This is a genomic window from Cnuella takakiae, assembly GCF_001953305.1.
In the GTDB taxonomy this organism is placed as follows: domain Bacteria; phylum Bacteroidota; class Bacteroidia; order Chitinophagales; family Chitinophagaceae; genus Flavisolibacter; species Flavisolibacter takakiae.
Window position 1 is genome coordinate 178,146 of record NZ_MTFE01000010.1, and the last position, 15,991, is coordinate 194,136.

A 15,991-nucleotide genomic window follows, 5' to 3' on the forward strand; every position below is an offset into this window, starting at 1 on the left:
CAGGAACAGTTCCACAGCGTCGGCATTGTTGTAATAGCTCACCACGTCAACGGTGTCGCCCGCCTTCCAGTTCCAGTGCGGGTAGAGGTGCAATACGGGTTTGTTGGTAAATACGCTCTGGTACAGGTAATACACATCCTTGGGGAAGCCTGCCAGGTCGATGATACCGAAATAAGAGCTGCGTGCCGGCCAGGGGTAAGGGGTGGGCTCGCCCAGGTAGTCGAAACCGGTCCATACATACATACCGGAAACATGCGGGTAGCGGAGCAATTCCTTAATACTTTCCTCGTGGGTAGAACCCCAGGGAGCGCTCACATGGTCGTAGGCCGATACGGTATGATCGGGGTTGCCGCCACCGGGAATGGGCTTGTCCCAGGCCTCGGGCCAGCGGCGGATGGAGTCCATGGGCAGCAGGTCGTAATGCCCGCGGGTTTGCAGGGCCGATGTGCTTTCGGTAACGATAAAGGGTTTGCCCGGCCAGCGCTGCTGCACCCCGCCCCACTCCTGGTGGTGGTAGTTGTACCCTACCAAATCGAAGGCGCCGGATTGCAGGAGCTGGTTGCTGCTGACGGTTTCGTTGTTGGCGGTGGTAATAGGCCTTGTGGTATCCAGCGAGCGCACGATGGCTGCCAGCTCACGGCTGATCACCCGGCCGGTGCTGTCGCCCTTGGCGGCATCGCCCCACTGCTCGGGAATCTCGTTGCCCACGCTCCATACAAACACCGAGGGGTGGTTGCGGTCGCGGCGCACCAGGGCTTCCAGGTCTTTTTTATGCCACTGCTCCCAGGCAAGGTGATAGTCGAACGGGCTCTTGGCTTTTGCCCACATATCAAAGGCTTCATCCATTACAATAAAGCCCATCTTGTCGGCAAGCTCCAGCAGTTCGGGAGCCGGCGGGTTGTGCGAAGTACGGATGCCATTACAGCCCATGGCCTTCAGTATTTCCAGCTGGCGCTCCAGCGCACGGGTGTTGAGGGCGGCACCCAATGCGCCCAGGTCGTGGTGGTTGCACACCCCCATGATCTTGAGGGGCTTGCCGTTGAGTGAAAATCCTTTTTGAATGTCGAAGTTGAAGCTGCGCACGCCAAACTTTGTTTCGTAGGTATCCAGCACTTCGTTACCCTTTTTCAGCTGCGAAATGGCCTTGTACAGGTAAGGGCGCTCCACCGACCACAGCTGCGGCGTAGTGATCTTCAGGGTTTGCTTTACCGCTCCTTTTGCAGCAAGGGTTGAGGTGGCCACCTGCTTACCCGTAGCATCATAGAGGGTGGTCACCAGCTGGGGATCGGTGGCACCACCGGCAACGATATTGGTTTCGATGGCAACGGTTGCCGACCCGGTATTTACCACGGGTGTGGTTACGAATGTGCCCCAATGGTCGATATGCGTTGGGTGCAAAGTGGTGAGCCATACATTGCGGTAGATACCCGAGCCGCTATACCAGCGCGAGTTGGGCTGCCGCGAGTTGTCCACTTTTACGGCAATAACATTTTGGGCTCCGCCATACTTGAGGTGGGGCGTCAGCTCGTAGCGGAACGACATATAGCCGTTGGGATAAACACCCAGCGAATGGCCGTTGATGAACACCTCGCTGTTGGTGTACACGCCATCAAACTCGATGAACACCTGCTTTCCTTTTGCTGCTGCGGGCAGGGAAAAAGTTTTGCGGTACCAACCCATTCCACCGGGCAAGGCACCACCACCGGTACCCGCAGGATGATCCTTGCTGAAACTGCCTTCAATACTCCAGTCGTGTGGCAGGTTCAGGGTACGCCAGCCGGCGTCATTCACTGCAGGATCGCTGTAGGCGCCCACACTATCCAGCCTGAATTTCCATCCATCGTTGAACCCCTTGCGTGCCGTATGCTGTGCCTGGCTGTACACCGACAGCAACAGCAGGCACGCTATTAAAAACCTTTTATTCATGCTTATTGAAAAAATTAGCCCCTTCTACTTTCCTTGTTATAACTGCAATGGCAGAGACATGTAGCTAGGCTTAGAAAAAGAAACTCCGGTCATAGACATGACTGGAGGAAATGCTTGCAATATGAAAGTTTATACGGCAGTAAACATGCCGCCGCAATATTGTAGGTAGTCCATCCCCATTGTTGCTACGCAAACAAGCAAGAGATGTATAAGGAACCGCACCGCAGCTAAAGCGATGCGGTTCCTACATTTTTATGGAATGATGTAGTGGAAAGACAACCACTCGTCCTTGCCGGCATCGTAGCTGGTACCAAACCAGATACCCTTGGTGCGGTAGTCGGCGTTGAAGGCTTTTACCACTTTGATGACGTTGCTGGCAGGACTCAGCGAGCTGGCCGGGTTCTGGATCAGCAGGTTGTTGTTCAGCGTGATCTCGTTCTTGCCTTCATCGATGCTGAAAGTGCCGGTAGTAATCACACCGTTCTGTGAGCGGGTGTACTTCAGCCCGGTATGTTCAAAACGGATCCAGGAGTTGGCAGCCACCGCATCCCAGCCTGCATTCCATCCCCAATCGGCAGTGGAAGCCTTGCCGGTGGTCCAGCCATTGCCCTTGGCGATCCAGTCAATGGGGTTGCCATTGGCATCGAGCGCCCAGAAGCGGCCGGCGTTGGCGCCGCCGGTAAGCATGTTCAGCAACTCGCCGGGCTGGAAGGTGGGGTTAAACCCTTCATCAGGCTTGCGTTCGGCAGGAGCGGGTTTTACCCAGTTGTCGCTGTACTCCTTGGAAATAAAGTTGAGCACCATGAACTCGGGCTTGGTCTTGTTCTTCACCGCCAGCTGCATGGTGTTTTCCGTCAGCGACAGGATGCGCCAGCTTAAAACAGAAGCCGCATCGGTGGGGGTATAGCTCACACTCAGGGGGGTGGCGTTGCTGGTGGTCAGCGTCATGGTGGCCACGTCCAGGAAGAAGGTGCCCGACTCCGCATTCACACCGGCAACACCCTTGTGATCGGTGGTCAGGAAAGGACCGCCTTTCAGGCTGAAGGTCATCGTGCCGTAATCACGCTTCTCGGCAGCCCAGGTATCGCTGATATAGTTGGGTGCATAGGTCCAGCAATCGGCGCCACCGGGGGTGGTGCATTCCTGCTTCCAGAGCACGCTCTGGCGGTCGTCCGACAAAGAACCATAGGCAACGTCCTGTCCGGCAAAATAGATGGGGCTGGTAAAAAACTTCTGGTCGCCGGCAGCATTGGCATCCAGCAGCCAGGTCTTCTCTTCGCCCACACCACCGGTGAGCAGGGTCCACAGGGGATCGTTTACATAGTTCAGGTTGTCCTGTGTCACCTGGATGGTTACCGGCTCGGCTTCCACCAGGCCACCGCTGGTCATGGCGGTGTACTTAATGGTGTATTCACCCTTGAAGGCAAAACGCACCGTGTCGCGCTGGCGGGTCGATTTACCCGTACCGAAATCCCAGATGGGTGTCGACTCGGGTGTATTGTTGATCAGGATCACCGTGTTGCCACCGGGGTCGATGGACTTGTCCTGCACCACTTCAAACTTGAGTTGTGAAGCATCCATCAGCCCGTCGAGGCTGTAATCTTTGTTACAGGAAAGCAGCGCGAACAACCCGATAAAGAGTGTCCATGCCAGATGTTTATAGCGTTTCATACTTGTTTGTGTTGCTTTTGAAGATGTGAATTACCAGCCCGGGTTTTGTTTCAGCACCCCATTGGAAAGGGTGATCTGGGTATAGGGAATCTGGGCAAGACCCCTGGTTTCCCGCACCTTGGCAGCGCTGATGGTTTTCTGGGCATTTACCCCGCCGTTCTGCACCGTGGTGCTTTCGGCAATGGCTTCCGCAGCCACGTCGATACCCTGGCGCAGCAGGTCCCAGTAGCGGATACCTTCCAGGGCAAACTCCAGCCTTCTTTCGTTGAGGATGTTGGCGGGTGTTGCCGCCAGCGAGGTGAAGTTGGTGCCATAGGCCCTTCTGCGCACCTCGTCGAAATACTGCTGTGCGTTGGGCGAGCCCAGTTCGGCGGCCATCAGCAGCACATCGGCATAGCGGATGGACACATAATCTTGGAACTGGCCAATCTGGAAGTTCACACCACCCATCTTCTCGGCAAGGCTCCGGCCGGTCTCGTCGGCCATGGGCGTGTATTTCTTGGTGTAGTAACCGGTATACTCACGCTGGTCGTTCTTGTTTTTGAAGTCCAGCTTTTCATCGGCAATCGAAATGATGGATGCACCACGGCGGGTATCGTTGGCCGCATAGGCGTTCCACAGGTCGGGGTTAACGGTAACACCACCCCATCCCTGGCTGTACGGCGGGATGGTTTGCACCCGGATGCCGTTCATTACCAGCCAATGGTTGCCATCGGTATTGCCATTGTAATTGCTGGTATAGGTATAGCGGATCGAGAAAACGGTTTCCTTGTTGTTCTCACCCACATAGTTTTCTACTGATGCGGCGGGCCACAGGTTGGCAAAATTTTCCACCAGACCAAAACCACCGTTGGCAATCACGTCTTCCTGGTAGGCCAGGGCCTCGGCCTTGGTTACCACGCCTGCTAGGTCGGCTTTGCCATAATAACCGGTGTAGTACAGGAACACCCGGCCCAGCAGGGCTTCGGCAGCCCACTTGGTTACCCGGCCAAACTCGGCGGCAGGTTGTGCTGCACGGCTAACGGCAGGCAGGTTTTGCGCGGCAAACTCCAGGTCTTCGGCGATGAGGCGGTACACATCATCGGGGTTGGCCTGCGCCACGTTCTCGGTAGTGGGTGTGGTGATCAAAGGAATATTACCCCACAGCCGTACCATGTCGAAATACAGGAAGGCACGGATAAAGCGGGCCTCGCCCTCGTAGGCCTGGCGCTGCTGGGTGTTGGTGCCCCACTGTATCTGGTCCATCTTGCCCAGCAGCATGTTCACCCGGTAGATGGCCTTATAATAAGCCACCCAGTTGCCGTTGAACAGGTTTTGGTCCGAAGGGGAGCGCAGCTTGTCGAACTCGTCGATCATCTGGTAACCCAATCCATCGGAGGCGCCGGTGCCGCCAAAAGCATTGTCCGACATCACTTCGGCCGCCGTGGGCAGGGCCACGCCTTCGGCCCATATACGCTGCAGGCCATCGTAGGAGCCCACCAGTGCCTTGTAGGCATCATCCGGGGTTTTGTAAAAGTTCTGTTCCGTAGCCGTAGTCACGTCCTCGGTATCGAGGAAGTCTTTGGAGCACGAGCCCAGCGTAAGCAGGGACAGTGCCGCTATATAAAGTTTATGGGATTTCATCTTGGTCTTTTTGTGTTGCGTTAAAAACGAATGTTGGCACCAACCATCAGGGTACGGGGACGGGGGTAGTAACCCAGGTCAACACCCGAGGAGAAGCTTTCGCCATACCCGATCTCGGGGTCCATGCCATTGTAGTTGGTAAAGGTGTACAGGTTCAGCACCGAGGCATAGAGGCGCACCTTGCTCAGGAAAGGCTTCTGCAACACCTTGGCAAAATCATAACCTACGGTGATGTTGTTGATGCGCAGGAAATCGCCCTTGTGGATGAACAGGTCGGAGAACTGTGTCCAGTTGCGGTTGTCTTCGGTGACGCGGGGCATGCGGTTGGAAGAGCCGGGACCTACCCAACGATCCAGGATCGCCGCAGAGTAGTTGGCCCTTGCGTTGGCATGGTTGCGCCAAGACTGTACGATTTCGTTGCCGGCCACGCCCGCTGCCAGCAGCGAGAAGTCGAAGCCTTTGTAATCGGCATTCAGCGACAGGCCAAAGGTGAAGTCGGGGTTGGGATCGCCGATCATGGTGCGGTCGGCATCGTTGATGATGCCATCGCCGTTCCGGTCCACAAAACGCACATCACCCGGTTGTGCATTGGGCTGCACCAGCTGTCCGCCCTTGTTGAAGGCACGCACTTCCTCTTCGGTCTGGAACACGCCATCGGTTTTCAGGCCCCAGAAATAACCCACGGGGAAACCGTTCTGTGCGCGGTAAAACTCCAGCGAGTTGTCGAACAGGGCGTTGTTGTTGCCATGGATGATCTGGTCGAGGGTAGGAATATTGCCGATGCGGTTTTTGTTGTACGCACCGTTCACACCTACCGAGTAGTTGAATTCGCCAACGCGGTTGCGGTAGTTGATGGCCAGCTCCACACCTTCGTTGCGCACGTTACCACCATTGATATAAGGTGCATCGGCACCGGCAGTGGCCAGCACGGGTGCTACCAGCAACCAGTCCTTGGTGTTCTTTACATAATAGTCGAAGGTGACGTTGATGTTGCGGTTGAGGGTGGCGTCAAAACCCAGGTTGGTCTGCTCCGAGGTTTCCCATTTCAGGTCGGGGTTGCCCAGGCGGCTGGGATAAGCACCCGGAATAAGCGTACCCTCGGCATTGCCAAAAGTATAGGTGGCGTTGTTGAAACTCACCGGTGCCAGGTACTGGTTGTTGGTGATGTTCTGGTTGCCCACCTGTCCCCAGCTGGCACGCAGCTTCAGGAAGTTGAGCCATTCCACGTTTTCCAGGAAGCGCTCACGGGTGGCTACCCAGCCCAGCGACACGGAAGGGAAATAACCCCAGCGGCTGCCGGGTGCGAAACGTGAAGAGCCGTCGGCACGGAAGGTGGCGTTGAAGAGGTACTTCTCGTTATAGTTGTACTGCACCCGTCCGAAATAGGAAGCCAGCGCCTCCTCGTAGGGCGAGCCCGTGATGCTCATCAGGGTTCCTTCTGTGTTGGTGGCGTTCGACAGCCAGGCATGCTCCAGGTCGGAGAACACAAGGTTGCGGTTGCTGCCAAAAATGCCCGAGCCCGTGGTGCGGATAGCTGTGTTACCCACCATGGTTTCGAAATTGTGCTGACCGCCTACCTTGAAGGAATAGCTCAACAGGTTGTCGAACTGGATATTGCGGTTGCGGCCCATACCCTGGCTTGCCACCGTATTGTTGTTGAACGAGTAGATCGACAAACGATAGATGGGGGTAAAGGAGCGGTTCTCGGAGGCATAGTAGTTCACACCCATGCTGGAGCGGAAACGCAGGCCCTTGATGGGCTCCACCTGTACATAGATATCACCGAAGAGCCGCTGGTTGTTGTTGCGGTTCTGGTTGCCGTAGTACATGGCGGCATAAGGGTTGGCCTCACCGTTGTACCAGGTCGAATTGCTGTTGTCGTAAAAATTACCCAGCGAATCGTACATGGGAACAAAGGGGCTGGTGTTGAAGGCGGCACGCAGTGCGTTGTTGTACTGGTTGCCTACGCCGATGCCGTTGTTCTCCTGGTAGTTGAAGGTAAGGTGCTGTCCCAGCTTGATGATGTTCTGGTACAGGTTGTGTTCCGAGTTGATGCGGAAGGTATAGCGCTCGAAGTTGGACAGGCTTTTACCACCCACAATACCCTGCTGGCCGGTATAGCTCAGCGAAGTGGAATAGGTAGAGCCGCCACCGCCGCCCTGCACACCCAGCACATAGTTCTGGGTGGGTGCATTTTTCACAAACATCTGGTCCAGCCAGTTGGTGTTTACGGGCAGGTTGGCAATCTGCTCATTGGTAAAATAGGGCGCCTTGCCCGAGTTCACGGCAGCCTCGTTCTGGATGGTGGCATACTCACGGGCATTGAGCAGTTGCGCCTTGCGCGGCGGGTTTTGCACACCGTAAAATGCATCCAGGGTCACCTGTGCTTTCTGGTTGGCACGGCCGGTACGGGTGGTCACCAGGATCACACCGTTGGCAGCCTGCGAACCGTAGATGGCGGCCGAAGCCGCATCTTTCAGCACATCGATGGACTGGATATCGGCGGGGTTGAGGTAGGAGATATCGTTGGTATACACCCCATCCACGATGTAGAGGGGACTGGCATTGCCGATGGTGCCCTTGCCGCGGATCACTACGTTGGTACCCGAGCCGGGTTGGCCGGATGCAGCCGTGATCTGTACGCCGGGTGCCTGCCCCTGGAGGGCTTGCAGGGCGCTGGTAGTGCTCTGGCGCTGGATGTCTTCGCCCCGTACCGACAGATTGGAGCCGGTAACCAGCCTCCGCTTTTGGGTACCGTAACCGATCACCACCACTTCTTCCATGCGGTTTTCGGCTTCCTGGAGCTGCACGCTTACGGTGCCGGCGCCGTCAACCTTTACCTCGCGGGGGGTATAGCCTACCGATGTAACCACCAGCACTTCGCCGGGCGCCGCATCGATGGTAAAGCGACCCGCATCGTCGGCCGTGGTGGTGCGGGTGGTTCCTTTTACAGTAATAGTGGCTCCCGAAAGGCCGGAAGCAGTTCTTTGATTGGCAATGGTGCCGCTGACTTTGACGGTCTGCGCCCACACGCTGCCGCTGAGCAGGAGGGCGAAAAAGGCCGTCATTGCCAGCTTCGGTAACCGCTGACTTGATGCAGTTTTTTTCATACAGAAGCGTTTGAAACTTTCAGGTTAAGAGGCGTTAGAGTTTAATAGTGATTTTCTTCCCTTCATACACCTGCTCTTTCGTTGCAGGTGCGGCAAAGTCGAGTGCCTTTGCACCTTTGGGCGTGATGCTGGTGATGCGGAACACCCTTTTGGCAAGCATGCCGGGGTAGCTGCCCTGCTGTGCGCCGATGGTCAGCGTTCCTTCCTGCTCGTTGTAGGTGAGGGGAATATTGGTGAACAATCCTTTTTCATAATCGTAGGTGGTACCGCCATCCTCGTAGAGGGTGAAGGCGGCATCCCTGCCCCGGTACACATACAGGTGAATGGTATCGGCAGGTTTCTCGTCGGTGTACTGCAGCTCCGGACCAAAGGGAACGATGGATCCTTCCTTTACATACAGGGGCATGCGTTCGTAGGGCGCATCGGCGGTGATCTTCTGGCCGCCGGCATACCATTTACCGGTGTAGAGGTCGTACCAGCCCTGGCCCTTGGGCAGGTACAGCTGGCGCTGGCGCTGCTGGTAGTTGTACACGGGGTTCACCAGCAGGGAAGGCCCAAAGAGGTACTGGTCGCTGATGTTGAGCACCGCGGTATCTGTTGCAAAGTCCATCACCAGGCCGCGCATGATGGAGGCATCCTTGTGGTAGGCGGCGCCGGCCAGCGAGTACACGTAGGGCAACAGGCGGTAACGCAGCTTATTATAATACAGGATGCTCTGGTAGGCCGGGTGGGTTTCGGGCGCAATATTGTAGATCTCGCGGTAGGGAAACTGGCCATGGGCACGGAACAGGGGCACGAAGGCACCAAACTGGTACCAGCGGGCATTCAGCTCGCGCCACTCTTCCAGGGCTTTCTCATCGGGCTTTTCAAAACGGTTCTCCACCACAAAGCCACCGATATCCATGGTCCAGTAAGGCAGTCCCGACATCGAGAAGTTGACACCCGCAGGAATCTGGGCCTTCATATCGTGCCAGGTGGCGCCGATATCACCACTCCAGATGGCAGCCGCATAGCGCTGCGAACCGGCAAAACCCGAGCGGGTAAGCAGGAACACCCTTTTGTTGGGGTCAGTGGAACGCTGGCCCTCGTAGATGCCCTTGGCATTTTGCAGGGGGTAGGCGTTCAGGTACTCGGTGGCCGTACCCAAAGCGGTGGGGCGCATTTGCAGCTTGCGTTTCTCCGGCGATACGTTCGACAGGATATCGGGTTCGCTGGCGTCCATCCACCAGGCATCGATGCCCTTGGTGTAGATCTTTTTGTTGATCAGGTCCCAGAAGCCTTTGCGGGCATCGGCATTGAAGGCATCATAAAAGGTAGACACATAGCCCTGCCCGATCCAGTCGCGCTGGCGGTCGGCAATGTTTCTTTTATACAGCCATCCTTTTTTATCGAACTCCTTGTAAGCAGCAATGCCTTCATAAAACTTGGGCCATACCGAGATCATGATCCGGGTATTGTACTGCTTGTGCAGGGTGTCGATCATGCCCTTGGGGTCGGGGAAACGGGTTTCGTCGAAATCCTGGCTACCCCAGGCGTCTTCCTTCCAGTAGCTCCAGTCCAGCACGATATTGTCGAGGGGGATCTTACGCTTCCGGAACTCGGCAACGGTATTGATGATCTCCGCCTGTGTTTTGTAGCGTTCACGGCTCTGCCAGAAGCCCATGGCCCACTTGGGCATGATGGGCGCCTTGCCGGTGAGGGTGCGGTAGCCCGCAATCACTTCGTCCATGTTCTGGCCATGTACAAAATAGTAATCTACCTGCTTGCCGGCCTCCGATGCAAAAGCATAGCTGTTCTCTTCGGCTGCCGACAGGGGTTCCTGCCATTTCAGGGAGATATAGGACTCACTTCCTTCGGGTATCCACTCGATGCGTACGGGGATCTTTTCCCCTTTGCGGATGTTTACGGGTACCAGTGCGGGGGCAGGGTTCCAGGCCTTGCGCCAGCGGTCGAGCACCACCTTGCCGTTCAGGGTCACTTTCAGGCTGCCACCATAGGTAAAGCGGAGCTGGTGCAAGCCAGTGGCGTCGCTGCCGATGCTGCCTTCCCAGGCCACCAGCCCGGTAGCAGGGGTAAAATTGGCAGGCAGCTGCGCCTTTGAATCGCCCAGGAACTCCATGCTGATGGCGGACTCGGCTTTTTGGAGAACCGCCTCATTCAGGTTGGCCTTGTTGTTATAATAAGATGCGGTGAGCCAGCCTTCTACACCTTCCTTTGAAAAGATCTTCAGGTCGGAAAGGGGACGCAGGGGGCGCACATCGCCGGCAGTGGTAAGGGAATAGTTGTCCCACAGGATGCCGTAATTTTTTGAGGAGATCAGGAAGGGAACGGCTACCTCGGTATTGTTCTGGAAGAACTGCACCTGCTGGCCGCGGTAGTTGAACACGTCGTCCTGGTGCTGGCCCATGCCGTACCAGCCTTCGCCGGGAGCGGCCTGGAAAGCCTGTACCAGTTTATAGGTGCGCTCGCCCTCGGCAATGGTGGGGATAAAGCTGCGGCCCATGGCACCTTTTTCGGTCACGATCTGCTTGCCGGCATTGTCCCAGAACGATACAGAGCCGGTTTTCAGGTTCACCAGCGCTTTTACCGTTTTTGTTTTAAGGGTGAGGGCGTCCTTGCCGGGCAGTACGTCCCAGCTCAGGCCGGGCTTTTTTTGGTAAACGGTCACCAGGCTCTGGAACTTAGGCAGCTCCTTTCCGGGGGCGGCGGTAACGCGGATGATATTATCGGTTACCACTTCCAGCTTCACGGTATTGGTGGTACCGGTGTAGGCAGGATCGGTATAGATCAGTACCCCGTCGGGGGTTTTTACAAAAGAAGGGGGGTCGGCCTTCGCCTTGTTGAAGGCGATAAAAAGAAAGCAGCACAGGAGCAAGCTCAGCTTATTCATACAGCAAGATTTCGCAAAAGGGTGTTTGTAAATGCCCGGTAAAACTATGCTTGCTGCGCTCCCGCAAGGGTATCCGAATGTTTCCGATTAGGTATTCATTTGATTCCGGCTATTGATTATCAAATTGTTACGTTTTGAACCACGGAGCCACTGCGGCACAGAGGTACACGGAGTGATACGCTGTGAACCTCCGTGTCATTGTGCCTCCGTGGTTCAAAAACCTCAGGATGCCGGGGTTTTCTGTGTGCCGGGATACTGCGAGGGCAGCACTTTGAACTCCTCCTTGAAGTATTTCGAAAAATTCTTGGGGTTGTTGAAGCCCACCTGGTAGGCTACCTCCGAAACGGTGAGGCCGCTCTTTTCCAGCAGCTGGGCGGCCCGCTTCATCCGGATGGAGCGGATGAACTCGAGCGGCGCCCGGCCGGTGAGCGAAACGATTTTCTTGTACAGGGCTGCCCGGCTCAGGTGCATCTCGCGGCCTAGGTCCTCCACCGAAAAGTCGGGGTCCTGGATGTTTTGTTCCACCACTTCCAGGGCCTGCTTGATGAACTGCTCGTCCAGTGGCGTCACGGTGATTTCGCTGGGGTTTACTTCGATCTGCTTCTGGAACTTTTTCTGGAGCAGCTGCTGCTGGGCCAGCAGGTTGCGGATCCGGGAGGCCAGGATCTCGAACGTAAAAGGCTTGGTGATATAGTCGTTCACGCCGATGGTAAAGCCCTCCACCTGTTTTTCCTCGCTGCCCATGGCCGTCAGCAGGATCACCGGGATGTGGGCCGTCAGCGTGTCGGACTTGATCTTCCGCGCCAGCTCGATCCCATCCACCAGGGGCATCATGATATCGGAAACCACCAGGTCGGGGTCCACTTTTTTCAGCCGCTCCCAGGCTTCCCTTCCGTTTACCGCCTCTTCCACGTGGTACAAACCTTTCAGGTTGTCCTTCAGGTAAAAGCGCAGGTCCTCGTTGTCCTCCACCAGCAGGATGGTCTTCTTACGGTTCCGCCCGGTTTCGGGCTCTTCCCCGGTCTCCCCGGACGGCAGTTCTTCCCCTGCTCCTGCCGCTGTAGCGGGCGTGGAAATCTTGTAGGCCGGTATCTGCACGGTAAAGCAGGTGCCCTTGTCAGGCTCGCTGTCAACAGTTATGATGCCGTTGTGGAGCCTTACAAACTCCTGGGTGATGGCCAGCCCGATACCGGTACCCTGGTTTACCATGCTTTCCGGCACCTCGTTCTGGAAAAAGCGCTCAAATATCCGTTCGTGCTTGTCGGCAGGGATGCCGATGCCCGTGTCCTTTACCTGGAGGGTCAGGGTTCCGCGTTCTTCCTCCCCTGCCTGGTACATCAGGTGCACAGCAACTTTTCCGCCATCGGGTGTGTATTTGAATGCATTGGAAATCAGGTTAAACAGAATCTTCTCAATCTTGTCCTTGTCAAAATAGATCTCCAGTTCCGGCACATTGGTATGGAAAGAAAGCCCGATGGCCTTCTTTTCGGAGATATCGGAAAAGGATTGGGTGATGTCGCGGGCAAACTGTACCATATCGCCGATGGCCGGGTAAAGCCGGATCTCCTGCACTTCCATTTTCCGGAAATCGAGGAGCTGGTTCACCAGGTTCAACAGGCGTTTGGCATTGCGGTGTACCAGGTTCAACTGCTTTTGCTGCTCGGGGTCGCTGGTCTGCCTGATGATCCGGTCAAGTGGCGAAAGGATCAGGCTCAGCGGGGTGCGGAACTCGTGGCTGACGTTGGTAAAGAACCTGGTTTTCAGTTGGTCCAGCTCCTGCACCCTTTCGGCTTCGCGGCGCTGCTGCAGCAGGGTAAAGCGCATATGTGCCCGGTCGAGGGTAATGCGGCGGCCCAGGTACAACAGGCCTGCCACCAACACCATATATAAGGTATAAGCCAGCGGGGTGCGCCAGAAAGGCGGGGCAATATAAATGGCAAGGGTCTGCTCCGGGCTCCACACCCCCCTGCTGTTCAGCACTTTTACCCGGAAGGTATAATGGCCGGGGTCGAGGTTGGTATAGGTAATACGGCGCTGGCTGCCGTCGGTATACAACCAGTCGTCGTTGAAATCCTGGAGCCGGTAGGCATACCGTTCGCGGCTTGCCTGCGAAAAGATGAGCGAGGCAAACTCGATGGAAAAGACATTCTCACTATGCTTCAGGCGGAGCTCGCGGGTTTCGGGCAACGACTGGCCCAGCAGCACCCTTCCGTTGACGGTATCGCCCACTGCCACATCCTGGTTGAAGATCTGCAGCCCGGTAAATACTACCGGCCTGAGGGGCAGGGGCGGAACGGTGCGGGCAGGGTCGATGATATTGAACCCACCGGGGCCACCAAAAACCAGCTCGCCGCTTTTGAGCCGAAGCGCCGCATTTTCGTTGAACTCCCTTCCCTGCAGGTTGTTGGCCTCGTTGTACTGTACCACCGAGAAGGAAGTGCGCCCGCCCTGTTCGCTGGGTACCAGGCTGCACAGCCCATTGGGCGTGGCAACCCACAAATGCTGGCGGCTGTCTTCCAGTATGTTGAGGATGGCATTGTCGGGCAGCCCCTGGGCGGTGGTAAAGATTTCAAACCGGCGGCCTTTTTCGTTCCATAGGTTGAGCCCCTCGCGGGTGCCTACCCAGATGCGCCCTTTGCTGTCTTCGAGCAGGGAAATGACATTGTTATTGCTCAGGCTGTTGCGGTCGGCGGTCTGCACATAGTGCACCGGGCGGGTACTGCCTTTTGGGAAAACGGTGATCCCGTTGGCGGTGCCGATCCAAAGGTTGCCCTTTCGGTCCTGGAGCAGTGCTGCAATATAGTTGGACTGCAGGGGGCTGGGCTGCCCGCCGCGGTAGCGGAAATGCGCAAAGCGGCCGGTCTGCCGGTCCATCAGGTCGAGGCCGCCGTCGAGGGTGCCTACCCAGAAACGGCCATCCCGGTCCTCGAAAATCTCCCATACGCGGTCGTCGGAAAGGCTGGCAGGATCGGCCTCGCTGTGCCGGTAGTGCGTAAACCGCTGCCCGTTGAAGCTGCTCAGCCCGCCAAAATAGCTGCCGATCCAGAGCTTGTCCTCCCGGTCGATAAAAAGGCTGACGATCACGTTATTGCTGATGCTGTTGGGGTTGGACGGATCATGCAGGTACTGGGTAAAGGTGTTGGCCTTCCGGTCGAAATAGACCAGGCCGCCGCCATTCGTACCGATCCAGAGATTGCCTTTCAGGTCCTCCACAAAGCGGTTCACATCATCGTAGGGAAGGCTGCCCGGCTGCCGGTCGCGGTGGTGGTAATGGGCAAATTTTACCGTACTGCCGTTCCAATAGTTGAGCCCCTGCTTGAAGGTGCCGATCCAAACATTACCCCTTGTGTCCCTGTACAGGGTAGTGATACTGTTCTGGCTCAGGCTTCTTGGATCCTGCGGATCGTTGGTCAGGTGCTGGATGGCATAGCCCTTCTTTTTATCCACCAGGTTGATGCCCCCATGGTCGGTAGCTACCCATACCAGGCCGCTACCGTCCTGGATCACCTCGGTGATGAGGTTGGCATTGAGCCTTGCGGGCCGGGAAGCTTCATCCAGCTGGTCTACCGTATTGCTCTTGGTTTTTACTATGAACAGTCCCCGGGGGGTGTTGGCCGTCCACAGCCAGAGGTCGTCGTCGCTGTCGGCATACAGCCGGTAGCTGTACCGGCCGCCCCCCAGCCTGCGGAGCGCATCGAGGGAGCGCACCACCTTTCCCGAGCGGATGTCCACCTGTTGCAGCAGGCCGTCTTCGTACACCAGCCAGATACTGCCCCGGGCACCTTCGCGGAAACCCGTGATCCTGCTGGCCGGCGCCCCGGCCCCATGCCGACGGAACAACTGCGCTTTCCCACCTCTGGCTTCGTAGGTATACAACCCCGCGTTCTGGTAGAGGAACCAATAACGGCCTTCGCTGCCCTTCACACTCCCCAGCAAAGTATCGGCGGGCAGGCCCATGGCCTGGTTGTAAGCGGCTGCCTTGCCGAACTTATCAGTGCGGGCATCATATATACAGGGTACATCGCGGGAGGCGACCCATATTTTGCCATCCGGCAACTCGTAAAGCGCATTGATGTCATTATTCACCAGCGAGGTGGTATCCCCCCGCTTGTTGCGGTACACCTTGCTGGTATAGCCATCGTACCGGTTCAGTCCCGACATGGTGCCCACCCATACAAAACCCCGGGCATCGCGCAGCACGGCATTCACCTGGTTGTGCGACAAGCCATTATAGATATCCAGCCGGGAAAAGCGGTACTGGCCCTGCTGGGCCCAAAGCGGGTTGGAAAGGCATTGGAGCAATACCACAGCCAGTACGCCGGCAAGCCGCACCATGCCCCGGCCAAAAGCAGTTCCGGGTTGCGGCCTGGTGGTTGGTTGGGAACAGTGAAAGCGGTCGGAAAAGAAAAGGGAAAGATTAAACGTTTCGATGGTGTTTTGTCTGGTTGTAAAGGTTAGCGTCTGGTTGTTAAAGCTATCAAGTTTATGCAAGGCATAAACGGACCGCAACAAAGTTACAGGTACTCTTGTGATAACTTTATCAATGCCGCCCATCAGGCCGGGCACCGGCAGTTTTAAAAAAGCTGCGCCCCTTGTTCCGGAACCTATCCGGCATACTTACAAGGGCGGAACCCCTGCCCTGATCGCCGGCGTTTAAAATGCCGCCGTCATTTTCTATAGTAAAAGAAAACACTTACCCTTTTCTACAACAGCCCATGGGCATTTCTCCTTGTGTAGCTTAAACAAGTGCTATTTTACGTTTAAGGATGAG

The 15,991-nt window shown here is 56.4% G+C and carries 6 protein-coding genes; all 6 read right to left on the reverse strand.

Annotation, left to right across the window (positions count from 1 at the left end; all coding sequences use genetic code 11):
- Window positions 1-1,926 (reverse strand): glycoside hydrolase family 2 TIM barrel-domain containing protein (locus BUE76_RS01200; RefSeq protein WP_254049517.1); only part of this gene is annotated, 1,926 nt, incomplete at its 3' end.
- 252 nt (window positions 1,927-2,178) lie between these two features.
- A complete protein-coding gene (locus BUE76_RS01205) occupies window positions 2,179-3,597 on the reverse strand; it encodes a hypothetical protein (RefSeq protein WP_073039333.1) in 1,419 nt (472 codons plus the stop codon).
- Between the two features lie 30 nt (window positions 3,598-3,627).
- Window positions 3,628-5,220, reverse strand: a complete 1,593-nt coding sequence (locus BUE76_RS01210; RefSeq protein WP_073039334.1) for a RagB/SusD family nutrient uptake outer membrane protein — start codon at window positions 5,218-5,220, stop codon at window positions 3,628-3,630.
- Window positions 5,221-5,240: 20 nt separating this feature from the next.
- Window positions 5,241-8,330 (reverse strand): SusC/RagA family TonB-linked outer membrane protein, encoded by a 3,090-nt coding sequence (locus BUE76_RS01215; protein ID WP_073039335.1) that lies wholly within the window; start codon window positions 8,328-8,330, stop codon window positions 5,241-5,243.
- A 34-nt stretch (window positions 8,331-8,364) separates the two neighbouring features.
- Window positions 8,365-11,220, reverse strand: coding sequence for a TIM-barrel domain-containing protein (locus tag BUE76_RS01220; RefSeq protein WP_073039336.1), 2,856 nt, complete (start codon window positions 11,218-11,220; stop codon window positions 8,365-8,367).
- Window positions 11,221-11,442: 222 nt separating this feature from the next.
- Complete coding sequence (locus tag BUE76_RS01225) at window positions 11,443-15,711, reverse strand: hybrid sensor histidine kinase/response regulator transcription factor (protein ID WP_216820604.1); 4,269 nt, start codon at window positions 15,709-15,711, stop codon at window positions 11,443-11,445.
- Window positions 15,712-15,991 lie beyond the last annotated feature (280 nt).

What these genes read in the sequence shown, in the direction of transcription:
- BUE76_RS01205 (WP_073039333.1), bottom strand. Translation starts at nt 3,597, where the DNA reads ATGAAACGCTATAAACATCTGGCATGGACACTCTTTATCGGGTTGTTC.
- BUE76_RS01210 (WP_073039334.1), bottom strand. Translation starts at nt 5,220, where the DNA reads ATGAAATCCCATAAACTTTATATAGCGGCACTGTCCCTGCTTACGCTG.
- BUE76_RS01215 (WP_073039335.1), bottom strand. Translation starts at nt 8,330, where the DNA reads ATGAAAAAAACTGCATCAAGTCAGCGGTTACCGAAGCTGGCAATGACG.
- BUE76_RS01220 (WP_073039336.1), bottom strand. Translation starts at nt 11,220, where the DNA reads ATGAATAAGCTGAGCTTGCTCCTGTGCTGCTTTCTTTTTATCGCCTTC.